24 protein-coding genes are annotated in these 24799 nt (G+C 59.0%); 6 read left to right on the top strand and 18 right to left on the bottom strand.

Features of this window, described 5'->3' with window-relative positions; all coding sequences use genetic code 11:
• Positions 1 to 9 precede the first annotated feature (9 nt).
• On the bottom strand, positions 10 to 2382 hold the full coding sequence (gene ppsA, locus F568_RS0108880; RefSeq protein ID WP_019018367.1) for a phosphoenolpyruvate synthase: 2373 nt from the start codon (positions 2380 to 2382) through the stop codon (positions 10 to 12).
• Between the two features lie 245 nt (positions 2383 to 2627).
• Between ppsA and ppsR the strand changes: the two genes are divergently transcribed.
• A complete protein-coding gene (gene ppsR, locus F568_RS0108875; protein ID WP_019018366.1) occupies positions 2628 to 3461 on the top strand; it encodes a posphoenolpyruvate synthetase regulatory kinase/phosphorylase PpsR in 834 nt (277 codons plus the stop codon).
• Positions 3462 to 3467: 6 nt separating this feature from the next.
• On the opposite strand, the gene F568_RS0108870 is transcribed toward ppsR, so the two are convergent.
• From F568_RS0108870 to F568_RS0108845, 6 genes are all read right to left on the bottom strand, one after another.
• Positions 3468 to 4868, bottom strand: a complete 1401-nt coding sequence (locus tag F568_RS0108870) for an MATE family efflux transporter (protein WP_019018365.1) — start codon at positions 4866 to 4868, stop codon at positions 3468 to 3470.
• 61 nt (positions 4869 to 4929) lie between these two features.
• On the bottom strand, positions 4930 to 5514 hold the full coding sequence (locus F568_RS0108865) for a DJ-1 family glyoxalase III (protein WP_019018364.1): 585 nt from the start codon (positions 5512 to 5514) through the stop codon (positions 4930 to 4932).
• A 76-nt stretch (positions 5515 to 5590) separates the two neighbouring features.
• Positions 5591 to 6496 carry a 3-hydroxyisobutyrate dehydrogenase gene (mmsB, locus tag F568_RS0108860; protein ID WP_019018363.1) on the bottom strand — a complete coding sequence of 302 codons (906 nt, stop codon included), beginning with the start codon at positions 6494 to 6496 and terminating at the stop codon, positions 5591 to 5593.
• A 33-nt stretch (positions 6497 to 6529) separates the two neighbouring features.
• Positions 6530 to 7639: an enoyl-CoA hydratase/isomerase family protein gene (locus tag F568_RS0108855; protein WP_019018362.1), complete on the bottom strand. Its 1110-nt coding sequence runs from the start codon at positions 7637 to 7639 to the stop codon at positions 6530 to 6532.
• Positions 7640 to 7641: 2 nt separating this feature from the next.
• The gene (locus F568_RS0108850) at positions 7642 to 8430 is read right to left on the bottom strand and encodes an enoyl-CoA hydratase (protein ID WP_019018361.1); all 789 of its coding nucleotides are present in this window, start codon (positions 8428 to 8430) and stop codon (positions 7642 to 7644) included.
• A gap of 37 nt (positions 8431 to 8467) precedes the next feature.
• Positions 8468 to 9637, bottom strand: coding sequence for an acyl-CoA dehydrogenase family protein (locus tag F568_RS0108845; protein WP_019018360.1), 1170 nt, complete (start codon positions 9635 to 9637; stop codon positions 8468 to 8470).
• A 195-nt stretch (positions 9638 to 9832) separates the two neighbouring features.
• Here F568_RS0108845 and F568_RS0108840 point away from each other — a divergent pair, with 195 nt between their 5' ends.
• Both F568_RS0108840 and F568_RS0108835 read left to right on the top strand, forming a co-directional pair.
• On the top strand, positions 9833 to 10282 hold the full coding sequence (locus F568_RS0108840) for a MerR family transcriptional regulator (RefSeq protein ID WP_019018359.1): 450 nt from the start codon (positions 9833 to 9835) through the stop codon (positions 10280 to 10282).
• A 46-nt stretch (positions 10283 to 10328) separates the two neighbouring features.
• Complete coding sequence (locus F568_RS0108835) at positions 10329 to 12041, top strand: AMP-binding protein (protein ID WP_019018358.1); 1713 nt, start codon at positions 10329 to 10331, stop codon at positions 12039 to 12041.
• A gap of 51 nt (positions 12042 to 12092) precedes the next feature.
• Here F568_RS0108835 and F568_RS0108830 read toward each other — a convergent pair whose 3' ends face one another.
• The 4 genes from F568_RS0108830 to F568_RS0108815 all read right to left on the bottom strand — a co-directional run bounded on the left by F568_RS0108830 (position 12093) and on the right by F568_RS0108815 (position 15391).
• Complete coding sequence (locus tag F568_RS0108830; RefSeq protein WP_019018357.1) at positions 12093 to 12821, bottom strand: S-methyl-5'-thioinosine phosphorylase; 729 nt, start codon at positions 12819 to 12821, stop codon at positions 12093 to 12095.
• Positions 12822 to 12860: 39 nt separating this feature from the next.
• Positions 12861 to 13439 (bottom strand): hypoxanthine-guanine phosphoribosyltransferase, encoded by a 579-nt coding sequence (locus F568_RS0108825; protein ID WP_019018356.1) that lies wholly within the window; start codon positions 13437 to 13439, stop codon positions 12861 to 12863.
• Between the two features lie 112 nt (positions 13440 to 13551).
• On the bottom strand, positions 13552 to 14568 hold the full coding sequence (nagZ, locus tag F568_RS0108820) for a beta-N-acetylhexosaminidase (RefSeq protein ID WP_019018355.1): 1017 nt from the start codon (positions 14566 to 14568) through the stop codon (positions 13552 to 13554).
• A 166-nt stretch (positions 14569 to 14734) separates the two neighbouring features.
• Positions 14735 to 15391, bottom strand: coding sequence for a TetR/AcrR family transcriptional regulator (locus F568_RS0108815; RefSeq protein WP_019018354.1), 657 nt, complete (start codon positions 15389 to 15391; stop codon positions 14735 to 14737).
• 203 nt (positions 15392 to 15594) lie between these two features.
• On the opposite strand from F568_RS0108815, the gene lexA reads away from it, so the two are divergent.
• Positions 15595 to 16239, top strand: coding sequence for a transcriptional repressor LexA (lexA, locus tag F568_RS0108810; protein WP_019018353.1), 645 nt, complete (start codon positions 15595 to 15597; stop codon positions 16237 to 16239).
• 13 nt (positions 16240 to 16252) lie between these two features.
• A complete protein-coding gene (dinB, locus tag F568_RS0108805; RefSeq protein ID WP_019018352.1) occupies positions 16253 to 17308 on the top strand; it encodes a DNA polymerase IV in 1056 nt (351 codons plus the stop codon).
• Positions 17309 to 17397: 89 nt separating this feature from the next.
• Here dinB and purU read toward each other — a convergent pair whose 3' ends face one another.
• Positions 17398 to 18252 (bottom strand): formyltetrahydrofolate deformylase, encoded by an 855-nt coding sequence (gene purU, locus F568_RS0108800; protein ID WP_019018351.1) that lies wholly within the window; start codon positions 18250 to 18252, stop codon positions 17398 to 17400.
• A 240-nt stretch (positions 18253 to 18492) separates the two neighbouring features.
• Between purU and F568_RS0108795 the strand changes: the two genes are divergently transcribed.
• Entirely contained in the window at positions 18493 to 20082 is a 1590-nt protein-coding gene (locus F568_RS0108795; protein WP_026300426.1) for a ribonuclease J, read from the top strand.
• Positions 20083 to 20192: 110 nt separating this feature from the next.
• Here the strand turns inward: F568_RS0108795 and F568_RS0108790 are convergent, their stop codons facing one another.
• From F568_RS0108790 to mobB, 6 genes are all read right to left on the bottom strand, one after another.
• Positions 20193 to 20480, bottom strand: a complete 288-nt coding sequence (locus F568_RS0108790) for an H-NS family histone-like protein (protein ID WP_019018349.1) — start codon at positions 20478 to 20480, stop codon at positions 20193 to 20195.
• 181 nt (positions 20481 to 20661) lie between these two features.
• On the bottom strand, positions 20662 to 21651 hold the full coding sequence (gene moaA / locus F568_RS0108785) for a GTP 3',8-cyclase MoaA (protein ID WP_019018348.1): 990 nt from the start codon (positions 21649 to 21651) through the stop codon (positions 20662 to 20664).
• The gene (gene moaE / locus F568_RS0108780) at positions 21648 to 22100 is read right to left on the bottom strand and encodes a molybdopterin synthase catalytic subunit MoaE (RefSeq protein WP_019018347.1); all 453 of its coding nucleotides are present in this window, start codon (positions 22098 to 22100) and stop codon (positions 21648 to 21650) included. Before moaE ends, moaA begins: the two co-directional genes overlap by 4 nt.
• Before the next feature lie 2 nt (positions 22101 to 22102).
• The gene (gene moaC / locus F568_RS0108775; protein ID WP_019018346.1) at positions 22103 to 22969 is read right to left on the bottom strand and encodes a cyclic pyranopterin monophosphate synthase MoaC; all 867 of its coding nucleotides are present in this window, start codon (positions 22967 to 22969) and stop codon (positions 22103 to 22105) included.
• A gap of 1 nt (position 22970) precedes the next feature.
• On the bottom strand, positions 22971 to 24224 hold the full coding sequence (gene moeA, locus F568_RS0108770) for a molybdopterin molybdotransferase MoeA (protein WP_019018345.1): 1254 nt from the start codon (positions 24222 to 24224) through the stop codon (positions 22971 to 22973).
• Positions 24224 to 24790, bottom strand: coding sequence for a molybdopterin-guanine dinucleotide biosynthesis protein B (gene mobB, locus F568_RS0108765; RefSeq protein ID WP_019018344.1), 567 nt, complete (start codon positions 24788 to 24790; stop codon positions 24224 to 24226). Before mobB ends, moeA begins: the two co-directional genes overlap by 1 nt.
• Positions 24791 to 24799: the final 9 nt, after the last annotated feature.

Raw genomic sequence — 24799 nt, 5'->3', positions numbered from 1 at the left:
TAGGGGTCGTTAGCCCAATGTTTCCCCTGCAAGCATGAACCAGGTCTCAAGAACGGCATCGGGGTTAAGCGAGACCGAATCGATGCCCTGCTCCATCAGCCACTTGGCGAGTTCAGGATGGTCCGAGGGGCCTTGCCCGCAGATCCCGACATATTTGCCTTGCGCCTTGCAGGCCTGGATGGCCATGGATAGTAGCTTCTTGACGGCAGGGTCACGCTCATCGAAGAGATGCGCGATGATGCCGGAATCACGATCCAGCCCCAGCGTCAGCTGGGTCAGGTCGTTGGAACCGATCGAGAAACCGTCGAAGTGTTCAAGGAACTCATCGGCCAGCAGCGCATTGGACGGAAGCTCGCACATCATGATGATCTTGAGTCCATTGTCGCCGCTCTTCAGGCCATTGGCATTGAGCAACTTGACGACCTCTCGTCCTTCGTCCGGCGTACGCACGAAGGGAACCATGATCTCGACGTTATCGAGGCCCATCTCGTCGCGGACACGCTTGAGCGCCCGACACTCCAGCTCGAAACAAGGACGGAAGGTGTCCGAGATGTAACGTGACGCCCCGCGGAAGCCAAGCATGGGATTCTCTTCACCCGGCTCGTAATGCTTGCCACCGATCAGGTTCTCGTACTCGTTGGACTTGAAGTCCGACAAACGCACGATGACCCGTTTGGGATAGAATGCCGCCGCCAAGGTCGAGATTCCTTCGACCAACTTGTCGACATAGAACGCGACCGGGTCGGCATAACCGGCTGTACGCACGTCAATGATTTGCTGCAAGTCAGCAGAGAGCTGGTCGTATTCCATCAGCGCCTTGGGGTGCACGCCGATCATGCGGTTGATGATGAATTCCAGTCGCGCCAGCCCCACCCCGGCATTGGGCAACGAGGCGAAGTTAAAGGCGCGGTCCGGATTGCCGACGTTCATCATGATCTTGAACGGCAGCTCCGGCATGCTATCGACGCTGGTGGTGTTGCAGTCGTAATCGAGCAGGCCATCATAGACATGACCGGTGTCACCTTCCGAACAGGAAACGGTGACTTCGCGTCCATCCTCGAGAAGGCTAGTGGCGTCGCCACACCCGACGACTGCGGGGATTCCCAGCTCACGGGCAATGATCGCCGCGTGACATGTGCGTCCGCCGCGGTTGGTGACGATTGCCGAGGCGCGCTTCATCACCGGCTCCCAGTCGGGATCGGTCATGTCGGTGACCAGCACATCGCCATTCTGGACCTTGCTCATCTGCTCGGGCGATTCGATCACCTTGACGGCGCCACTCCCGATACGCTGGCCGATGGCGCGGCCGGACACCAACAGGCGGCCTTTCTCCTTGAGCTGAAACCGTTCGAGCTTACCGCCTTCCTGGTTCGACACCACGGTCTCGGGGCGTGCCTGGACGATATAGAGCTTGCCGTCATCACCGTCCCGCGCCCACTCGATATCCATCGGCCGGCCATAATGCTGCTCGATGGTCACTGCCTGGCGTGCCAATGCCATGACGTCGTCGTCGCTGATGCAGAAGCGCGCGCGATCGGCGAGCGGCACATCGATGGTCTGGACCGACTTGCCCGCCGAAGCGTCGTCGGTATAGGTCATCTTGATCAGTTTGGAGCCGAGCGTACGACGCAGTACCGCCGGACGGCCCGCAGCCAGTGTCGGCTTGTGCACGTAGAATTCGTCGGGATTGACTGCGCCCTGCACAACGGTTTCCCCCAGCCCCCATGAGCCGGTGATAAACACAGCATCGCGATAGCCGGACTCGGTATCGAGGGTGAACATGACCCCCGACGCTCCGGTTTCCGAGCGCACCATTTTCTGCACCCCTGCAGACAGCGCGACTTGATCATGGGCAAAGCCGCGGTGCACGCGGTAGGAGATCGCTCGGTCATTGAAAAGCGACGCGAAAACCTCGTGAACGGCACGCTTGACGTTATCGAAGCCTTCAATGTTAAGGAAGGTCTCCTGCTGCCCCGCAAACGAAGCATCTGGAAGATCCTCTGCTGTCGCCGAGGAACGAACCGCCACCTTCAGGTTGGCATGCCGGGATTCAAGCTCACGGTAGGCATCGCGCAAGGCAGCTTCGAACTGCGGAGGTAGCGGTGTATCGATAACCCATTGACGAATTTCAGCGCCGACCCGTGCCAGCTCATCGGTATCGTCCACATCCAGACGCGACAGGGCTTCGTCGATGCGCTCCTTGAGCCCTTCATGAGCCAGGAATTCACGATAGGCGAATGCCGTGGTAGCAAAACCACCCGGGACGGTGACCCCGGCATCGGCCAGGTTGGAAATCATCTCACCCAGAGATGCGTTCTTGCCGCCAACTCGCTCGACGTCATCCATGCCCAGGCGATCGAACCATTCGATATAGTTTTCCAAGAGACCTCCCAATCCTTGTGCGGTGCGCGCAGCGCGGCGCCAGTCACGACTGGCTTCGTAAGATGTTACTCACCCTAACAATCGCTGCGCTTATTAGCCATTAGTCTAATAGCGAAGTCACTGGAGTTTTTTTACAACACTGCCCGTTTTCTGACGAATTATGTAGTCGGCGTGCCGGTTGCCGCGTCTTGGACGACGCGGGACAATGCATGGGCTTTCCAAGCCTCATTACCGGGAGATACGGCATGGCCCGCACCGCCTTTTTCATTTCCGACGGCACCGGCATTACCGCCGAAACCCTGGGACGCAGTCTGCTGGCGCAGTTCGAGAACAGCGACATCCAGATGATTACCAAGCCTTACATCGATTCCCGGGAGAAGGCTCAGAACCTGGCTGCTGTCATCGAAGCCACCGCTGTACGTGACGGCGAACGGCCGATCATCATCGACACGATCGTCGACCAGACGATTCGCGAAATCATCACTCGCGCACCGGGCTTCAAGGTGGATATCTTCACTACCTTCCTCGCCCCGCTGGAAGAAGAGCTCAATACCCACTCCAGCTATTCGGTCGGACGCACCCACGCCATCGGCCACGACGACGCCTACATGCAGCGTATCGACTCGGTCCAGTTCGCGCTCGATAACGACGATGGCGCACGAGTGCATCACTACGATAAGGCGGACATCATCCTGGTCGGGGTATCACGCTGCGGCAAGACACCTACTTCGCTTTATCTGGCACTTCAGTTTGGCATTCGTGCCGCCAACTATCCTTTCACCGAGGACGACCTCGACGAAGACGGCATGCTAAAGATGCCCAAGGCGCTGGCGCCCTATCGGCACAAGCTGTTCGGGCTGACGATCGACCCACGCCGCTTGGCGGCAATTCGTACCGAGCGCCGTCCCAACAGCCGCTACTGCTCGATCGATCAATGCTTGCAGGAAATTCATCAGGCGGAGTCGCTATTCAAGCGCTATAACGTCCCCTACATCGACACCACGCGCTTCTCGATCGAAGAGATTTCCACGCGCATGATTGCCGAGACGGGCCTGCAGCGACGTATTCGTCCCAGGTAGCCCCTGTTAAACACCTAACCGATGACTAAGGACCGAGCGAATCTGGCGCCACGAAATCACTGCCATGATCACATTGGCGCCGAGCATGCCTGCGAAGATCCCCATGGGTCCGGCTAGCCGGCCACCCAGCCAGGCCAACGGCACGAATAACACGAACAGGCGAATCACCGAGAGAACCAAGGCGCGGCGTGGCCTATGCAGGGCATTGAAAGAAGAGTTGGTCAGGATCACCACGCCTTGCGCACCCAACCCCAGCGGTACCAGCCAGAGGAAAGTACGCAACACTTCACCTACCTCCGGCGTCTGGGCATAACTTTCGGACAGCCAGGGGGCCAGCCCCTGCAGCACGCCCCAGATCAGTAATTGCCAGACAAGGACGAAAGCGAAGCAGCCAAGGATTGCTCGCCTGACGCGTTCCGGCTGGTCGGCCCCTTGGTTTTGGCTGATGAATGGCGACAATGTCATCGATAGGGCCAGCACAACGATCTGGGCAATGGCGTCGATACGCGTTCCTACCCCGAACGCCGCGACGGCGGCATGCCCGTAATCGGCAACGATGCGTGTCACCAGGGCCATGGCAATGGGCGTGAATACGCTGGTAATGGCCGCTGGCAGCGCAATTTTTCCTAATTCGGTCCAGGACGCCATCAATGCGGGAAAAGTTAGTCCACGCAAGTCGATCAATGCCTTGAGATCGCGCTGGGCGAATAGTCCCAGCGTCATCACGCCCCAACTGATCACGGTGGCCAGCGCCGCCCCGCTGACGCCTAGTCCAGGCACCGGCCCTAGACCGAAAATCAGTAGCGGGTCGAGCAACGCATTGAGCAAGGCGGCGGCGCCCATCAATAGGCCAGGTATTAGAGTATTTCCCTGGGCACGCAGCACGCTGTTGAGTACGCGCGGCGCAATCACGAATGCCGCCCCGAAATACCATACGCCCATATAGGCGTGGATATGCGGCATCAATGTCTGATCGGCCCCTAGCGCGGTGAACAATGGTGAAACCGTCATTAACCCAGCCACGCTGACAATGATTCCTACTAGCAATGACAGCAGGAAGGCGTCCGTCGCCCGACGCCGGACGGTTTCCACCTCGCCGCGTCCCAGCCGTCGCCCGACCACAGCGGAAGTGCCGATCCCCAAACCAATCGCCAGACTGATCGCCGCAAAAGACACCGGAAACGTGAACGATACTGCCGCCAGCTCCGCAGTGCCCAGTCGAGAAACGAACCATGCATCGACGAGGTTGAACAGCATCATCGCGATCATGCCAGCGATGACGGGAAGCGACTTGTTGAACAGCGTGGAGGCAATTGGCCCTGTCAGCAGGATAGAGTTGGATGGAGCGCATCGATTCGCGCCGGAAACGGAGGCTGAGTGGGCGGCGGTGCGTTCGCTGGATGGCATGCTTGGGCTCCTGACTCGAGGAGGCCCATTGTGCCCAAGCCGAGTCAGGAGCCCAAGTGAATCAGCAGTGGCGTTCGGACGAAGCGACGTCCACCAATAGACCTTCTGCGATACGCGCCTCGGTTTCCTCATCGACGAGCAGACCCACCAGATGCAGGGCAAACGCCATGGCGGTTGCCGGACCTTGGCTAGTCACCAAACGACGATCCTCGACCACACAGCGCTGGCTGAGGTGACCTCCCGCATCGGCCAATGGTGCCTGAAAGGCAGGATACCCAGTAACGTCGTGCCCACGCACCAGATCGTGTGCGGCCAGCACGACGCCAGGCGCGGCGCAGATCGCCGCAATCCAGCGCTGAGCCTCGCGCTGCTGTAGCAGGCGCTGCTTGAGCGCCTCGCTATCGCGAAGCCGTGACGCTCCAGGCATGCCGCCCGGTAGGACAATGGCATCGAATGTCTGCGACTCATCCACGGCATCCAGCGTGACGTCCGCTGTCAGCAGGGTACCCCGCGCCAAGGTTACATCGACCTCTCGCATGACCGAGGCTACCAATACATCAACTTCGGCACGCCGCAACACGTCAATCACGGTGACCGTTTCGATATCCTCGCTACCGTCGGCTACGGGCAAAAGTACCTTGGCCATATCACCCCCACGTATCGAATGGCTAACCCCTCAAAGGGTAGTCAACAGTCAGCACATCGTATGCATGACAATTCACTCATTCACGCGCATCACCACTCCGATACAGCCACTGGATGCTGGAAAAATCCAACCGACCGTTGCCTTGGGCGGCATGCAGCGCAAATAGATTACGTGCCTGAGATCCCATCGGTACCGTCGCTTTCGAATCCAGCGCCAGGTTCCAGGCCAGCCCGAGATCCTTCATCATTAGATCGACCAGGAAGCCGCCTTGGTATTCCTTCGAGGCCGGCACATTCTCCATTACGCCAGGCCAGGGGTTGTAGACGTTCAAGGCCCAGTTACCGCCGGAACTCTGCTTCATGATCTCGGAGAGCGTGGCCGGGTCGAGACCATTCCTGACGCCAAGCGCCAATGCCTCCGCCGTCCCGCTCATCAGAATTCCCAACAGCATGTTGTTGCAGATCTTGGCGACCTGCCCTGCCCCGGCTTCTCCGGCGTGAAAGATATTCTTCCCCATGGCTTCGAGCACCGGCCGCGCACGCTGGAAGGCGTCTTCGGGACCGCCCACGATGAAGGTCAACGTGCCCGCCTTGGCACCGCCGACTCCACCGGATACCGGGGCATCGAGGAAGGGAACGCCACGCCTGTGTGCCGCCTCGGCGACGGCGCGGGCGTCTTCGGGGGCAATGGTAGAAGCATCGATGACCAAGGGTTGGGTATCGAATGCCTCGAGCAGCCCTGCCTGACCTTCCTGGCCGAGATAGAGCTCGCGCACGTGGATCCCTGCCGGCAGCATTGAGACGATGACCTCGGCTTGGCGTGTCGCCTCGACGGCAGAACCCGACGCCTTGGCACCCTCGGACACAAGCTGTTGCATGGCAGGTTCGACGAGGTCGAATACGGTGACCTCATGCCCGGCCTTGAGTAAATTGCTGGCCATGGGGGCGCCCATGTTGCCCAGGCCAATGAAAGCGATACGCATGAATGTGGCTCCTTGTTGTTGTTAAGTATCGCGCTAGAGGTCACGCAGCGGATGCGATTGAGAGGACCATAGCGGCGCAAAAAAAGCCTCGATGTCACGTTCGGGCACGCTGGCTGTGTCTGCATGGGTCCAGCGCGGTGTCTTGTCCTTGTCAATCAGCAAGGCTCGCACACCCTCGGCGAGATCGCCTTGCCGACAGCACTGGACCGACAGGTTGAGTTCGTCACGAAACGCCTGGGCCAGGCTGCCGCGTTTATGGCGCTCCAGCATGCGCCAGGCGAGATGCGCCGTGATCGGACATCCCGCCGCAAGGCGTTGGCGATTGGCGGCCAACCATGCATCAGCCCGGCTATCACCGAGGATGCGCTTGACGGCCTCAGCGGCACTGCTGGCATCGACAAGCGACTGTATTGCGTCGAGGTGCGCCAGTACCTGCCCCTGCGGAGCGCGCGAGCGCTCCTCGTAATCGTGCAGGATTCTTCTCACGGTGACTTCTGGCAGGTCGAACGATGCATTAGCCAGCGCCTTGATGACGTCCTCGCGATACTCATGAGGAATCAGGCGGTCTGCTAGGCCCACATCGATGGCGTCACGAGCATTGAGTTGCGCCCCGGTCAAGGCCAGGTAGGCCCCCACCCCGGTAGGCATACGATTGAGGAACCAGCTGGCACCGATATCGGGGTACAGGCCGATGGTTATCTCGGGCATGGCAATGCGCGTGGTCTCCGTCGCCACTCGGTGCGCCCCCCCAGCCATAAGGCCCAGGCCACCCCCCATGACGATACCATCCCCCCAGATAATCAACGGTTTGGGATACGTGTGAATGGTATAGTCCAGGCGATATTCCGCAGCGAAGTAGCGGGTAGGATAATCGTCCGTCGTGTCGTCGTTAGATTCGCCGACGATGGCGCGGTAAAGGCCAACGACATCGCCTCCGGCACAGAATGCCTTGTCGCCAGCCCCTTCGAGCCAGACGACGGCCACCTCAGGATCATCGGCCCAACGAGCCAGCCGGTCGCCAAGCAGCTCTATCATCTCGAGAGAAAGTGCATTGAGCGACTTGGGCGCATTAAGCGAGGCCACGCCAATTCGCTTCTCGTCGCGCGTGGCAATTTCCTGGAACTTGACGGGCTGCTCAGCCATGTTCAGCGCTCCCTCTTAACCGGGGTCCACCTGGGCTCACGTTTCTCCAAGAAGGCGGTGACACCTTCCCGCTGATTGGGGTCGTCGAACAGATCGATGAACAATTCGCGCTCGAGCCGAAACCCATCTGATAACCCGCGCTCACGGCTGCTCATGATCAGGGTCTTGCAGTGCTCGAGTGCCTTCGGGCTTTGCCGGGCCACGCCTTCGGCCAAAGCCAGGGCGCGTTCCAGCGCCATGCCTGTCTCGACGACCTCTTCGGTCAAGCCGATGCGCTCAGCAGTTTCGGCATCGACCTGCTCGCCGCACAGAATCATGCGTTTGGCCCAGCCCTCGCCCACCAGGCGAGTGAGATGCTGCGTGCCGCACCCGCACGGCAGCACGCCGACCCGGGCCTCAGGCAATGCCAGTTTGGCCTGGCGCTCTACAATGCGGATATCGCAGGCGAGTGCGCATTCCAGGCCACCGCCCATGGCATAACCATTGACCGCGGCAATGCTGACGCCACGATAATTGGCCAATCGTTCAAAGGCATGCCCGAAACGTACCGCCATGGTCGCCGCCATACCTTTGTCGCCGTCGGCAAAGGTTTTCAGGTCGGCTCCGGCCGAAAAGAATTTTTCACCCTCGCCGGTGATCACCAAGGCAGTAATGCTGGTATCCGCTTCCAGGTCATCGATCAGCCCCTCCAGCTCGAGCAGCGAGTCGTACGTCCACGTATTGGCCGGTGGGTTGCTGATCGTTACACGAGCGATGTGACGATCCTTCTCCAAGATCAGGTTGCGGCTCATCATCTTCTCCTTGTCATTATCGGGTAGCATCGGGCCGTCATTGCTGCAAAGTCTCGACCACGCCGTCATCGAATAGCCGGCGCGACGCGATCAGGCGCATGATCTCGTTGGTGCCCTCCAGAATCTGATGGACTCGGGTATCACGCACCAAACGCTCGAGAGGATACTCCTTGATATAGCCGTACCCACCGTACAATTGCAGCGCCTCGTTACACACGTTGAAGCCGATATCGGTTGCCAGCCGTTTGGCCATGGCGCAGTGCGCCGGCGCCTGCGGGTCTCCCTGATCGAGACGCCAAGCGGCATGACGTACCATTAGCCGGGCACTGACGAGTTCGGTTGCCATATCGGCGAATTTGAACTGCAGCGCCTGGAACGACGCCAGCGTCTTGCCGAACTGCTTGCGGTCGTGAAGGTAGTCGCGCGCTAGTTCCAACGCATGCTGAGCTGCGCCCAGTGAACAGCTGGCGATATTGAGGCGCCCGCCATCGAGCCCCTTCATGGCGAGCTTGAACCCTTCGCCCTCTTCGCCGAGACGATACCCGGCCGAGACGCGCACCTCATCGAAGCTGACCAGGCGCGTAGGCTGGCTTTTCCAGCCCATCTTCTCCTCGTTCTTGCCATACTCGATACCCGCGCTATCGGCCGGCACCAGAAAGGTCGATATACCAGCCGCCCCGGAATCCGGCGCACCAGTACGTGCCATGACCACTAGCACGTCGGTGGCTCCCGCACCGGAAATGAACATTTTGCTACCGGTGAGGACGTAATCTTCGCCATCGCGTACAGCCCGGGTACGCAGATTGGCGGCATCAGAACCGGCTCCAGGCTCAGTCAGGCAGTATGAGGCCAGGCGTTCTCCACTAATTAACGAGGGCAACCAGGTGTCGCGTAGCGTCTCACTGCCCCAGGTAGCGATCATCCAGCTGGCCATGTTGTGAATGGTGAGATACGCCGTAGTCGACACGCACCCCTGGGAGAGCTGCTCGAAGATCAACGAGGCATCGAGACGAGACAGCCCCAGCCCCCCATGCAGCTCGTCGATGTAGATCGCCAGAAAGCCGGCGTCTCCGGCACGCTTGATGACATCGACGGGAAAATGCGCCGTTGCATCCCACTCGGCGGCGTGGGGGGCTAACTCGACCCGAGCAAAGTCGGCAGCGGCCTGCTGTAGCGCGCGCTGGTCGTCACTGAGAGCAAAATCCATCTCTGCGTCCTCATGGTGAGCATGAATATGCCTGGCCCAGCCTTATCATGCCGGTCCGCCATTCAACCTAGCATTTGCTTGGCTGCATGAAAGCTATCGCTTGGTCTACTTTACGTTAACGTAAACCTAATCTAGCCTAGGCACACGGGACGCTGAACGCCTAGTTCCATGCGTCCAGTAAAGCGAGGAAAACACATGCCAGACGCCCCCCATTCCATAGCTACACCTCCCCAGGAGGGCTCACGCTCGCGACGGACTTATACGATCGGCGAGCTCGCCAGACTCTTCGAAATCACTCCGCGAACGATCCGCTTTTACGAACAGGAAGGTTTACTGGAGCCGGAGCGTCGTGGCCAGACTCGCGTCTATCATGACAAGGATCGCGTCCGGCTCAAGCTGACCTTGCGCGGCAAGCGCCTGGGATTCTCGCTGGTCGAGATTCGCGAGGTTATCCAGCTCTACGACCACGCCCCCGACGGCGACGAACGCCAGCTTCGCCGAATGCTCGATATCCTGGCCGACAAACGCGCCGCCATGCAGCAACAGCTGGAGGATATCCGTGTCCTTCAACGCGAGCTGGATGACGTTGAGGCCCGTTGCCAGGAGTCGCTACAGGCCCTAACCCGTCAGCGAGCCAAGGGCTAACGATCAATACCGGTAATGCTTTTCACAACAACAAGCAGGAAGTTCCATGACACGCCACGCCACAACGACAACCGTCTCGCAGCGTCGTCTTAACAGCTATGTCAGCGGTATCAGCGAGCTGCCTCTCAAGGGACAAACCATTGGTGATTGCTTCGATGCTACGGTCGCCAGCCATGGCAACCGCGACGCACTTATCAGCCGACACCAGAACCTGCGCTACACCTGGAACCAATTACAAGAGGTGGTCGAACGGACCGCCCGCGCCCTGCTCGCCATTGGCGTTGCCAAGGGCGAACGCGTCGGCATCTGGGCACCCAACTGTGCGGAATGGACCATCACCCAGTTTGCCACCGCCAAGATCGGCGCCGTCCTGGTCAATATCAACCCCAGCTACCGCACCCACGAGCTCGAATATGCCCTTCGTCAATCAGGAACCTCGACGCTGATTCTGCAAGGCGCCTTCAAGAGTTCGAATTATGTCGACATGCTTGCCGAGCTGGTACCCGAAGTCGATAACGCCACGCCTGAGAGTCTTTCCAGCACGCGGTTGCCGGCTCTTAGACGCATCGTCTGCCTGGACGCTGAGCGCACCCGCCCGGGGATGCTGACCTGGGAGGATCTACTAGCGCGTTCCGAGGACATCGATGCCACTCAACTGGCCGAGCTGCAAGCCACGTTGCAGTTCGACGAGCCTATCAATATCCAATACACCTCAGGTACGACCGGCGCACCCAAAGGGGCGACCCTGTCGCATCACAACATCCTCAACAATGGCTTCTTCGTTGCCGAACGCATCGGCCTGACCTGCGAGGATCGCATGGTGATCCCCGTGCCGCTCTACCACTGCTTTGGCATGGTCATGGGCAACCTGGGCTGCATGACACATGGCGCCGCAATGATCTATCCGGGTGACGGCTTCGACCCGCTGGCCACCTTGCGAGCCGTCAGTGAGGAACGCGGCACGGCGCTCTACGGCGTCCCTACCATGTTCATTGCCGAACTCGAACATCCGGACTTCGAGCAGTTCGACTTGGGATCGCTGCGTACCGGGATCATGGCGGGATCCATCTGCCCCATCGAGGTGATGCGACAGGTCATTGAAAAGATGAACATGCGTGAGGTCAGTATCTGCTATGGCATGACCGAGACCAGCCCCGTGAGTCTGCAGACTCAGACCGACGCACCGCTGGACAAGCGTGTGACTACGGTGGGCACCATTCATCCGCATACTGAGGTCAAGCTGGTCGACCCGACGACCGGCACCGTCGTATCACGTGGCGAGAAAGGAGAGTTATGTACCCGTGGCTACAGCGTGATGCTTGGCTACTGGGACAACCCGGAGGCGACTGCCAAAGCCATTGATAGTGCCGGCTGGATGCATACCGGCGATCTGGCCACCATGGATGAAGACGGCTATGTGGCTATTGCCGGGCGCATCAAGGACATGATCATCCGCGGCGGAGAGAATATATACCCTCGCGAGATTGAGGACTTCCTTTACACCCACCCTGCCATCTCCGATGTGCAGGTCATTGGCGTACCCGACGAGAAATATGGCGAGGAAGTCATGGCCTGGGTCAAGCTGGTTGAAGGTGAAAGCCTCGACGAGGAAGGCCTGCGCACGTTCTGCCAAGGCCAGATCGCGCACTATAAGATTCCACGGTACGTGAAGTTCGTCGATGCATTCCCGATGACAGTGACCGGTAAGGTTCAGAAGTACAAGATGCGGGAGGAAGCCACACACGAACTGGGATTGTGAGCCAATGCCAACGAGCTGGATCAGCGCGTCCCTACGCTGCCCAGCTCGTGATTAACCCAACATCGCGCCGATGACTCGTTTGATCCGCTCAATACCGCTCGAAATGACGGCATCGATTTCGGTCAGGCTGATCTCTCGGTTCGTCACGCCAGCAGCGGGATTGACTACCAGCGCCAAGCAGGCATAGTCGATTTCCAGTTCGCGTGCCAGCGAGGCTTCCGGCATGCCGGTCATCCCAACCAGGTGACACCCGTCACGTGCCATGCGCGCGATTTCTGCTGCCGTCTCGAGGCGTGGTCCTTGGGTGCAGCCATAAACGCCCCCTTTTTCCAGTATCTCGCCAGCCTTCTCGCCTGCGCTCAGCAACTCCGAACACAGGGATGAGGTATACGGCCAGGAAAAATCGATATGCTTGAGCGGTTTGAACCGTCCGTCGAAATAGGTGCACTCGCGCCCAACCGTATAGTCGATGATCTGATCAGGCACCACCAGCGCCCCCGGCGAGAGCGATGGATCTATCCCCCCCACGGCATTCACGCCAACGACGCGCGTCGCCCCGGCCTGCTTCAACGCCCAGAGATTGGCACGATAGTTTATGCGGTGTGGCGGCAACTTGTACGGATGGCCATGACGCGCCAGAAACAGGATGTCGTATCCCTCATACGTGCCATGAACGACACTGGCGGATGCCGCCCCCAGCGGAGTTTCCGCCGAGTGTCGCTTGATCACGTCCAGCCCAGCCATCGTGGTCAGGCCGGTCCCACCGATGATTGCCAGCATCGCTTATTCACCCATCGCCACGAGAAAAGGTGTGATGCGTCACATGCCCTTGGGAGCGAATATCCCCGGCGCATTACGCCAGTAACCCTTGTAATCCATACCGAAGCCGAACACATAGCGATCCTCGACTTCGAGACTGCAGTAGTCCGCCTTGAGATCCGGAATGGCTTTACGATCATGCCGCTTGTCGACCAGCACTGCTGTTGAGATGCTGGCGGCACCGGCTTCCTTACAGTAGTCGAGGATCGCTGACAAGGTTGCGCCTTCATCGAGGATGTCATCGACGATGACGACATGGCGTCCGGCCATGGGAACTTCCGGCGAGACACGCCAGAACAGTTCCCCTCCCCGGGTGCCGCCGCGATAGCGTGTGGCATGCAGATAGTCGACCTCAAGGGGAAAGCCAAGGCGGGTCAACAGATGGCCGGTGGTAATCAGTCCGCCGTTCATCACGCAGTAGAAGACCGGCAACTTGTCACCGAGATTTTCGGTAATCTGCTCAGCCATGCGATCCAGGGCTCGCTCGACCTGTGCCTGGGAAATCAGGCAGTCGGCGTTGTCCATGATTTCACGCATGGTAGCTAGCGATTCGTGAGAGGCAGGGTCAAGCTTAGGCATCGGAGTCCTGATCAATGTCGATGACTTCACGTGTCGCCGCCACGCAGGATCGCTGGCGAGGCGACAGATAGTCGAAACGAACGGCCGCAGCCGCATGGATGATTGCGAAACGTTACGAAGCGCTCGCAAGCGCCTCCAGTCTGGCATGGGTTCGTCGCCAGCGACTTAGCGCAGGCAGGGTGTCGAGCTCCGGACGCGCACGCCCATAGCGCAGCTTGGCCTGGCGCTTCGAGGCCCGCCCCTGGCAGGCGTCGGCCACGGCCAATGCAGCCTCCCGGTCGTTGCAGACCAATACCATGTCGCAGCCGGCCTCAAGCGCGGCATGCGCACGCGCATCCGGCCCGCCGGCGACATGGGCACCAGCCATGGACAGGTCGTCGGAAAAGATAGCTCCCTTGAAGCCCAGCTCCTCGCGTAACATGCCGAGCCAACTGGGCGAGAAGCCAGCCGGACGATCGTCGAACGCCTTGTAAATGACGTGCGCCGGCATGATGCCATCGAGGCGGCTAGCCAGCTTCGCGAACGGGACCAGGTCATGTTCGCGCAGCGCCTGGAGGGAACGATCATCCAGCGGAAGCTCATGATGCGAGTCGGCCTCGACTCCACCATGGCCGGGAAAATGCTTGCCGACTGCTACCATGCCAGCTTCGTGCAGCCCATCGATGAAGGCACCGGCCAAGGCCGTGACTGCCAGAGGATCGCGGGAAAAGCTGCGATCCCCGATTACCTGCGAGCGCCCCACGTCGACATCGAGTACCGGGGCGAAGGTCAGGTCCAACCCGCAGGCGGCCATTTCCATACCCAGCAACCAGCCGGCATCATGACAGAGCTGCAGACCATCCTGAGGCACATCGGCATAGATGCTGCCCAGCTTTCCCATCGAGGGCAGTCGTGTCACGCCTTCCTTCAGGCGCTGAACCCGCCCCCCCTCCTGGTCGATACCCAGCAACAGGTCCGGCCGGATTCGCCGTATAGCGGCACATAGTTCACTCACCTGACCAGCGTCGACGATATTGCGGGCAAACAGAATTACCCCGCCAACCTCCGGGCGCATCAACAGCTTGCGCTCCGCACTGGTCAGCGCGGCACCTTCGAGATCCAGCATTACCGGTCCGAGCGGTTGGGTCATGATCGGGTTCCTTGGCCATGAAGGGGGCCGATTCTAGACCAATGAACGAGGCGACAACAGACGGAATTCATGAATCCGTCTCCAGTGGCGCTTCGCGATAGGCCATGCCCTGCCCGACAATGCAATCAACTATAGCCTATCGCCATGCATCGCTCCGCTTGCACCCTCAGGAGGCCGCTTTAGCCGGCTCAGGGAGGGGCGCATTCATGCCGGCCACGACCACAGGCCTCAACCGGCGAATAAGATCACGCACACTAACGTGTTCGCCATAATCCTTCTCGGCAATATCGCGTAGTGCATCCAGCCCCGACAAGGTAAATATGACGGTGCCGAGCATGAAGTGCAGCCGCCAGAAGCGCTCGGCATCCGGCAAATCCGGCGTGGCCCGACGCACCAGTTCGGCAAAGCGAGTGAACACGCTGCCGTAATGATCCTGAATGAAACGCCTCAGGTGGCCTTGCGCCTGGGTATAGGCCAGCCCCAGCAGGCGCATGAACACCTTGAGGCTATTGCGCTCTGCCGGCACCTCGAGCACGGTTCGCGCCATACACTCAAGAAGCACTTCCAGAGGAATCGGACGCTCTCCATATTCGCTCTCGAGCTCGTCCAACACAGTATGGAAGCGCTCGGTGAATGGATCGAGGTACCGCGCGAAGACAGCCTGAATCAAAGCTTTCTTGGAACCGAAATGATAGTTGACCGCCGCCAGGTTGACCTTGGCCTTGCTGGTAATGTTGCGCAGCGAGGTTTCTGCAAATCCGCGCTCGGCAAACAAGACCTCCGCAGTATCGAGAATACGCGTCACGGTATCGGTCTGGGCCATGAAGTGCCTCTGATTATAAACGGATGTTTAAAACGTCATCCAAATACTACGCAAGTTGCGGTCATACGACAAACGGTTCGAATCAGCCGCAAGCCGGCAAATCATGTGCATTTGCATGAAACCGATTACTGGATACAATGCCAGGCTGTATACTTGAACAAAGCCACGACTGATTTCTCACCGAGCGCAACCGCGGAGGCACCATGACTCGTCCCCTCACCCCGCGCCAGCAGAATGTCTATGATTTCATCGTCAAGACAATGAACGAGCTGGGCTATCCTCCGACCCGCGCCGAGATTGCCCGCGCACTGGGCTTTCGTTCCCCCAACGCTGCCGAAGAGCATCTACGCGCCCTGAGCAAGAAAGGGGTGATTCGTATGATTCCCGGCACATCGCGCGGGATACGTTTGCCTTCACAAGAAGCGGAAGAATCTCCCGGCGAGACGAACAACGGGCTGCCGATCATCGGTGAAGTCGCTGCAGGTAACCCGATCCTGGCCGCCGCACATATCGATCGCTATTGCCCACTGGCACCGGATTACTTCACACCACGAGCGGACTATCTGCTACGGGTTCGCGGGTTATCGATGCGAGACATCGGTATACTGGAGGGCGATCTGCTCGCGGTGCATCGCACCAATCGGGTTCGCGATGGCCAGGTCGTGGTGGCCCGACTCGAAGACGAGGTAACGGTAAAACGCTTTCGACGCGATGGGCATACGGTCTGGCTGCTTCCTGAGAACGATGAGTTCTCGCCCATCGAGATCGATCTGCGCCAGCAGGACCTCGAGATTGAAGGTGTCGGCGTCGGCGTCATCCGGGGCGGTAACGGCCAATCGTTGCACTGAGCCGTCTTAGCGCATGCGCAAGATCCTGCATGCCGATTGCGACTGCTTCTATGCTGCCGTGGAAATGCGCGACGATCCGCGGCTTCGTGATGTTCCGCTCGCCATCGGTGGAAGTGCCGAACGTCGAGGTGTAATTGCCACCTGCAACTACCCCGCACGCAGCTATGGCATACGTTCGGCCATGCCTACAGCACATGCACTTCGTCTGTGCCCCCAGCTTACCTTGCTGCCGCCTGATTTCTCTCGCTACCGCGCCGTCTCGGAGCAGATTCAGGCAATTTTTCATGAGTTAACGCCCCTGGTCGAACCGCTATCGCTGGACGAGGCTTTTCTCGATGTCAGCGACGTGACGCACTTCAAGGGAAGTGCGACCTGGATGGCACGCTGGATCAAGCAGGAAGCCATCAGGCGTACGGGAATTACGGTGTCGGTAGGCGCAGCACCGAGCAAGTTTCTGGCCAAGATCGCAAGTGACTGGGACAAGCCGGATGGATTACGCGTTATTACACCCGATGAGGTCGACACCTTCGTTGCCTCACTGCCAGTCAACAAGCTGCATGGCGTTGGCCCAGCTAATGCAGCCAAGCTCGCGGCCATGAATGTCAGCACATGCACCGACTTGCGCCAGTGGCCGCTCGACACGCTGCTGGAACGTTTCGGCAAGTTTGGCCATCGCCTTTACGGACTGGCTCGAGGCATCGATGAGCGTCCGGTCAAGGTCGAACGGGAGCGCAAGTCGGTGAGCGCCGAAAATACTTTTCACCAGGACCTACCCGACCTGGATGCCTGTCGTGCGGCCTTACCGGCACTGATCGACCGTCTCGACGAACGCCTCGATCGTCACGGTCGCCCACGCGTCAGAGGCCTGTTCGTCAAGGTCCGCTTCGACGATTTCACCCTTACCACCTTGGAATATGCAGGCTGGCAACCAGATCGCGAGCGTTTTCTGTTACTGCTTGAGGAAGCCTGGGCCCGGGGCAGCCGTCCGGTCCGCCTGCTGGGTGTCGGTGTCCGCCTGGCCTCCCCCGACAGTACGCGGCAACTTGACCTGTTCGGGAACCTTCAATAAAACAAGCAGCGCCAAGATTCGCGCACTACGCAGGTCAAAGACACCACGCCCCCCTGGCATCCGATCCAGGGCAACTTGGCACGGTCAGCTCAGGCAAATACAACCGTCTTGTTCCCGTGAATCAGGACACGATCCTGCAGGTGCCAACGCAGCCCCCGGGCCAACACGGCTTTTTCGACGTCGCGTCCAAAGCGCACCAGGTCGTCAGGCGTATGGCAATGGGAAACGCGGTGAATGTCCTGTTCGATGATCGGTCCGGCATCGAGTTCTTCCGTCACATAGTGACTGGTTGCGCCGATAAGCTTGACCCCGCGCTCGTACGCCTGATGGTATGGCTTGGCTCCGGCAAACGACGGCAGGAAGCTGTGATGAATGTTGATGACCCGTCCGGCGTAGCGTTCGCACAACCGCGGCGGCAGGATCTGCATGTAGCGCGCCAATACCACACAGTCCGCCTCTGCCTCATCGACCAGGCGTTCCACCTGAGCAAAGGCCGCCCCCTTGTCATCAGCACTCACCGGAACATGAAGGAAGGGAATGCCATGCCATTCCGCCAAGGGTTTCAGATCCTCGTGATTCGAGATGATACAGGGAATATCGCAATGCAGTTCGCCTGTCTTCCAGCGATACAGCAAGTCGACCAGACAGTGCGATGCCTTGGACACCATTAAAACCACACGTTTGCGACGCGATGCGTCATGCAAGGCCCAGTCCATCTCGAAGCGCTCGGCAATCGGCCGAAAGGCTTCGCGTAACACTTCTGCGCGTGACGCATCTGCATCGACCTGTATTTCATAGCGCATGAAGAAACGTCCGGAGGTCAGATCCGAATGCTGGTTGGCCTCGGTGATGGATCCGCCCTGACTGGCAATAAAGCCGGATACCTGAGCCACGATGCCCAGACGATCGGGACAGGAAACGACCAGACGAAAGAAGTGCGACATGTTGATCCGCTCGGACTCGAAGAATGAAGGGGTCAACGTGCCCTGAGGCACGCGGCCGGCTATTGTAGCGAATTCAGCGACTTTCGGCAGCGCGCATTGTGACGGTTGCCCGCGATCACGTATATTGAGCGATTACATGCTCAATACCTATCGATGATGTCACAAACACGCGTACAGATTCGTCCACGCCGCCGCCCGCCGTTGCATATCCTGCCATTGGGAGGATGTGGCGAGATCGGCATGAATCTGACCCTGTACGGCTACGATGGCGATTGGCTTGCGGTTGATTGCGGGATGATGATTCGTCAGGATTTACCCGATAATCCCTTGCAGGTTCCCAATATTGACGGGCTCCCTGCCTTGGGCATCAGGCCGCGCGCACTCGTGATTACGCATGGGCACGAAGATCATATCGGTGCCGTGGCCTGGTTATGGCCACGATGGGGATGTGACATATACGCTACGCCTCTGGCCGCGGGTCTGCTGCGCACCAAATTTGCCGAGAGAGGCTTGGCGACTGACGCAATCCGCATCGTCGAGCCCGGTGAAGCGCTGGAATGCGGCGCTTTCCTGCTGCGTTATCTGCCGCTGACCCATTCGATTCCCGAAAGCTGTGCGTTGCTGCTAACCACGCCGGCGCACCGCGTACTGCATACCGGCGACTGGAAGCTAGATCCCGAGCCTTTGATCGGCGCCCCGGTCGACGAGCAGCTGTTTCGCTCGTTGCCCCCCATCGATCTGGTGGTTGGCGATTCGACCAATGCCCCACTCCCGGGAAAGTCACGCAGCGAAGGCGATGTGGCCCGCGCCCTGCAAGGCACCCTTTCCGACTGCCAGGGACGGGTCATCGTCTCCTGCTTTGCCAGCAATCTCGCACGCGTGCTCGCCCTGGGACACGCTGCCTCACACTGCGGTCGCCGCGTCAGCCTGATGGGGCGCTCCATGGAGCGCATGGTGCGCATTGCAAGAGGCCTCGGCTATCTGGAAGAGTTTCCTGCATTGGTTCCCGTCAACGACCTGGGCTACCTACCTCCGGAAGAAGTGCTGGTGATTGCTACCGGCAGCCAAGGCGAGCCGAGGGCCGCTCTTTCCCGCCTCGCCCAAGGGCGCCACCCCGATTTCGAGTTGCAGGCCGGCGACACGGTTATTTTTTCCGCCAAGGCCATCCCTGGCAACGAGCGGCATATCGAACGGCTTCACCATGCCCTGCGCCAGCGGGATGTGCGCATACTGGAAGAAATACACCATCCAGAACTGCATGCCTCCGGCCATGCGGCTCAGGACGAGCTGAACCAACTCTATGAATGGATCAAGCCACGATATCTACTCCCCGTCCATGGCGAGCACCGCCATCAGCTTGCGCACCGTGAACTGGCACAAGCGCGAGGTATCGTCGCCCCTTTAACGCCCACCAATGGCGACCTGATCCGCTTCGATGAAGATGGATTGGCCGTAGAGGCGCGTTACGCCCAAGCGCCACGCATCATCACCCAAGATAATATTCAGCCTCTAGAGGGACTGATCGCACCCAAGGGGGACCCCAAGGAGCGACATGGCGATCTATTCCTATGGGTCGCGGTGATACCTGCCGATATGGGATGGGTGCGTATCGGGCGGCTGATTGTCGATTCCAGAGCCACCTCGACGCTGGACGAAACCAGTCTTTCCGATTGGCTAGACGATACACTTTCGCAATCGGAAGCGGACACACTGGCCCAATTGCGCACTCAGTTACAGCCTCGATTGATGCAATGGCTCTCAGACCACTTGCGCCACTTACCGACAGTCCACTTCCAGTTGACCGCTGCAGAAATTGACATGTATCGCTGACGTGGAATGTGTAGCAATATAAGAAAAACGGCGCTTAACGCCGTTTCTCCCCCTAAGCCATAACTATTGTTTCATGTCTTCCGAGCATGATAGGTCACACTGTATCGAGTTCAGGCTTCCTTTTTCTTCGGGGGACGACCACGCCGACGCTTGGGCTGCTCGCCGACAAGATCATCTAACGACAAACCTGCATCGTTAATCGCTTCGCGGATTTCCGCGAGCTTTCGCGCCTTGTCCGTTTCCTCTTCTTGGCGCTTGCGCTCCTCATCCTGTTTCTGCTCGATTACCTCGTTAATAACTTCAGATAATTTATGCAGCTGTTCCATGCTCAACTGACGCGCAGCTGCGCGAGCAACATTCTTGTTTCGGGCAATTCTTTCCAAAGACTCGGTCGACATGACTTCCTCCGTACTGAAGGTCTAGTTATCTTTTTAGCGCTGCATTTATCGTAAAAGTATATGCTCGAAGGGTTAGTTGGCAAGTCAGCGCAAAAAATAACCCGCTACGATTAGCGGGCTATAGAGAAGACTTATTTATCGATGGTCGGACCAATGACCTAGCGTAACGCAAAGGTGCCGTTCAGCCCCCCGTCATGTTCATGAACCTGACCACTTGGACATCTCCATCCGTTGTAAAGTGATGCCTCTCCGGCTTGAGATCCATGGCTTCGATAATGCGTGACTTGAGTGCCTCGATATCACCGGGATAGCGGCGCATGACTTCTCTAAGGTCTACGGAATGCTCGTTGCCAAGACAGAGCAGTAGCCGCCCTTCCACCGTCACCCTTACGCGATTGCAGGTCGCACAGAAATTGTGGCTATGTGGGGAGATGAAACCAATCCGGGTCGCGCTATCGGTCATGCGAAAATAGCGCGATGGCCCCAGTGTAGTCTCCGTTGTTGGAATCAGCTGATACCGGGACTCGATGACTGACTGTACATCGTCGCTTGAGAAGTAGGTCTCAGCACGTGAATGCTCGGAAACGTCGCCCAGCGGCATTTCCTCAATAAAACTGATATCCACCCCTTCCCGACGAGCAAAGTCCACCAGAGGCAAGACTTCATCGTCGTTCCTTCCCTTGAGGATGACAGCATTCAATTTGATGCGCTCAAAACCGGCGTCCTGAGCAGCGTGGATGCCGTCAATGACCTTATCCAGCCGCCCCGTGCGGGTCAGTTTTTTGAAGCGCTCCTCATCCAGCGAATCGATGCTGATATTGAGACGCTGGAGCCCGCCTTCACGCAGCCGGCGAGCCTGCTTGCCAAGCCCGGCACCATTGGTGGTCATGGCAAAATCTTTGAGCCCTTCCAGGCGACCGATCTCTTCCACCAAGTCTTCGATGCCACGCCTGACCAAGGGCTCACCGCCGGTGAGACGAATCTTTTCCACTCCCAGTTCGGTAAAAGCCTTCGCCACCAGTGCCAACTCTTCCAGCGAGAGGACCTGATCGCGAGGGAGAAACGTCATGTCTTCGCTCATGCAGTAGACACAGCGAAAATCACAACGATCAGTGACCGAGATCCTCACATAACGAACGACACGCTGAAAATTGTCGACCAGTTGCGTCATGTCGCCTCCCAGCGTTTCGCATCCTCAATATCCGTATTTCGCTCAGCAACCCAGTAGTGGCCACTGACAGTATGTTCCTTTTTCCAGAACGGAGCGCGTGTCTTCAGATAATCCATAATGAAATCGCAGGCTTCGAATGCGTGCCGACGATGAGCGCTTGCGACGGCAACCATAACGATCGGGTCACCCGGTTCCAGCCGGCCAACACGGTGTATCAACCGTATCCCCTGCAGAGCCCAGCGGGCTTCGGCCTCGGCTACGATGTCCTGCAAAGCCTGCTCTGTCATACCGGGGTAGTGCTCAAGAGTCAGTGCCTGAACGTCAGGTCGTTCATTGAAGTCGCGTACCAGCCCCGTGAAACTGACCACGGCGCCGATATCGGTACGTTTTCGTGTCAGTACCTGCTGTTCGGTACCGACATCGAAAGGCGCGGTCTGGACACTGATCATGGTTATCCTCCGGTCACCGGCGGGAAGAAAGCCACTTCATCACCGTCGGTCAATGACATATCGTCTGCGCTCATGACCTGGTTCACTGCGCAAAGCACCCGCCGCTCACCAAGGAGAGAAAACCGCGTGTCATGTGACTGAAGTGCCTGTTTAAGGCCGGCAACAGTCGGCGATGGCAAAGACTCCAATGGGATATCGATATCGCTGATGCCTAGACGTTCACGCAACTCGGCGAGGAACTTCACCTGTATACATGGCTGCTCGTTGCGTGGCGCGATGCTGATGTGGCCGTCCGGCGATTCGCCGGTAATCATGGGCATATCGCGGTTAGTGGCTGCATCACGGGACGGAGCGGCTAGCGATGAAGGCGCAGTCGCCCTCGGGTCATCAGCAGTCTCGTTACGACGGTAGTCGCCTGACTTGCCACCTGTCTTGGAGAGCAGTCGTACGCTATCGATACGCATATCCTTATCGACCGCCTTGCACATGTCATAAAGCGTGAGGCAGGCAACAGATACGGCGGTTAGCGCCTCCATTTCGACTCCCGTGCGCCCCGTCAGACGGCATGTCGCTTTAACCTCGACACAGGCGTTGGCTTCATCGAGTTCAAAGCCGATTTCCACCTTGGATAATGCCAGAGCATGGCAAAGCGGTATCAACTCATGGGTCTTTTTGGCTGCCTGGATTCCGGCGATGCGTGCCGTTGCCAATACGTCACCCTTGGGCAACCCACCTTCGGCAAGCAGTGCCAAGGTCTCGGATCGCATATGGATACGGCCACCGGCGGTTGCCTCACGGCGGGTTTCGGTCTTGTCGCCGACATCGACCATGTGGGCTTCGCCCCGCGAATTGAGATGGGTCAGGCTCATGTCAGCTCTCGAATGGTTGTATCGTTACGGTCTCACCCGGCTTCACCATGCTCCGGGCCGTGTCGATTTCGATCAGGCAGTTGGCAGCCACCATGGAGGTCAGGATGCCAGATCCTTGTTGCCCGGTGCTGCGCACGTGCAGCTGCCCCTGATCATCGCAGGCATAGACGCCACGCAGGTAATCCACGCGCCCCTCGCGACTGGACAAGTAGTCGTCGGCTACCGCCACCAGGCGTGGCTGGCGCCAGGCCATCTCGCCTTGCATGGTGCGTAGCAATGGCTGGACAAATTGCAGGAACGTCACCATCACAGCGACCGGATTCCCCGGCAGCCCGAAGAAAGGCACTTCCCGCTTGCCCAGCACCCCACATGCCAATGGCTTCCCGGGCCGCATGGCGATACGCCAGAAGCATAGCCGCCCCGCGTCGTGTAACGCGTGCTTGATCCAGTCCGCCTGGCCCACAGACACCCCCCCGCTGGTAATGACCATATCGGCCTCGTCAGCGGCTGTCATCAGCGCCTGCTCAACCTGTCCAGGCTCGTCGGACAGGATGCCCAGGTCGACGACATTGCACCCCAGTGACACGAGCAAACCGTGCAGCGAGAAGCGGTTGGCGTCGTAGATGCCATCCTGGGGCAAGGGGGTTCCGGGCGCTGTGACTTCATCGCCGGTGGAAAAGATAGCAACGTTCGGTCGACGGTAGACAACGGCCCCATCGCACCCCAGGGATGCCAGCAAGCCAAGGTGTTGCGCCTTGAGCCGCGTTCCGGCCGCTAACGCCAACGCGTTCCGGGCGATATCCTCACCCGCCATGCGGACGTTCTGTCCTTGCTTGACCGCCTTGGGCCGTTGGATCTCGACCCAGGAATTTCCTGCATCGCCACCAAATGCGAGCTGCTCTTGCATGATGACGGTATCCGCCCCGGCAGGCAGCGGCGCACCGGTTGTGATGGCTACAGCCTGGCCCTCAGTAATTTTTCCCTCGTAACGCTGGCCGGCCAACGACTCACCGATAACCTCAAGGCGTGTCTGCGTTGCGCTCGACCAGGCCAGGGCAATCCCGTCCAACGCCGCATTGGTATTCTGAGGTACATTGATCGGCGAGTGGATATCCTCGGCCACAACGCGCCCCAGCAACGAGGCCAACGGCAAGCGTTCTGTCGCTAATGGGTGGGGTGTCAGTTCGCGAAGTGCCGCAGCGGCATCATCGACACTGAGCATGCGTTCGCCACGCTCGAAACAAGAATCGCTCATTACCGAGCCTCCCGGCGAGGTTGCCGGCGTTGTGACCAATGCCCTGGCCAGGTAGCTACATACTCAGCTAGCGACGGGATATCGTTGAGCTCCAGCGCCCATACGTCAGCGGGCAAGTCCACCGGCTCGTCGCTGGCAACGGCGAGGATCCAAGGATCATCTTGGGCCAGTAATGGCTTGCCCAACGCCGGGCGATGCAACTCAAGCTTGGGCAGGGGCCACTCCTTGAATCCCTCGACAAGCACCAAGTCCGGCTGCTGCGGGCGCACCTGCTCGATAAGCATGGTCAGTTCGGGCTCCTGTCGTTCAGGCGTTTCCATCATCAGGGCGAACCGCTCCCTGGATGCCACCAGGATCGGGCTGGCTCCGGCATTCCGTAGCCGATAGCTATCCTTGCCTGGCTGGTCGATATCGAAGCTGTGGTGAGCATGCTTGATCACCGCAACCCGCAATCCACGTTGGGCCAAAGCAGGCAGCAACCGTTCGAGCATGGTCGTCTTTCCCGTTCCACTCCAGGCGGCTATGCCCAGCAGCGGTAACGTTTCGTTGCTAAGTTCGAGTGTCATGGCGTCCTA

Origin of the sequence: Modicisalibacter luteus DSM 23508 (assembly GCF_000378505.1) — a bacterium.
GTDB classification, from domain to species: Bacteria; Pseudomonadota; Gammaproteobacteria; order Pseudomonadales; family Halomonadaceae; genus Modicisalibacter; species Modicisalibacter luteus.
Note: the sequence above shows the minus strand (reverse complement) of the source record. Positions and strands in the feature narration are given on the sequence as shown.